Source organism: Salinimicrobium oceani (genome assembly GCF_012037645.1).
Map to the genome: position 1 here is coordinate 1 of NZ_JAAVJR010000537.1, position 475 is coordinate 475.

At 42.9% G+C, this 475-nt stretch carries 1 protein-coding gene; it reads left to right on the forward strand.

Translation table 11 applies throughout. From position 1 onward, the window contains the following. A partial coding sequence (locus HC175_RS18120) for a homogentisate 1,2-dioxygenase domain-containing protein (protein WP_168139648.1) occupies positions 1 to 475 on the forward strand: 475 nt, incomplete at both ends.

The following is a 475-nucleotide window of genomic DNA, read 5'->3' on the forward strand; positions in this document are numbered from 1 at the left end:
TGATATGGTATATGCCTCCCATCCTTTTGATGTAGTTGGCTATGATGGGTATAATTATCCCTATGCATTCTCAATACATGATTTTGAACCCATTACAGGCCGAATTCATCAGCCGCCACCGGTGCATCAAACTTTTGAAACAGATGCTTTTGTAGTATGTTCCTTCGTGCCGAGGTTGTATGATTATCATCCCGAGAGTATTCCGGCGCCATACAATCACAGTAATATTGACAGCGATGAGGTGCTTTATTATGTGGATGGCGATTTTATGAGCCGTAATGATATTGAAGAAGGACATATTTCCCTTCATCCGGCCGGTATTCCTCACGGTCCGCATCCAGGGGCAGCAGAAAGAAGTATAGGAAAAACAAAAACAGATGAATTAGCAGTTATGGTAGATACCTTCAAGCCTCTAATGGTCACTAAGGATGCCATGGATATTGCCGATGGTGCCTACTACAAGTCTTGGCTTGAT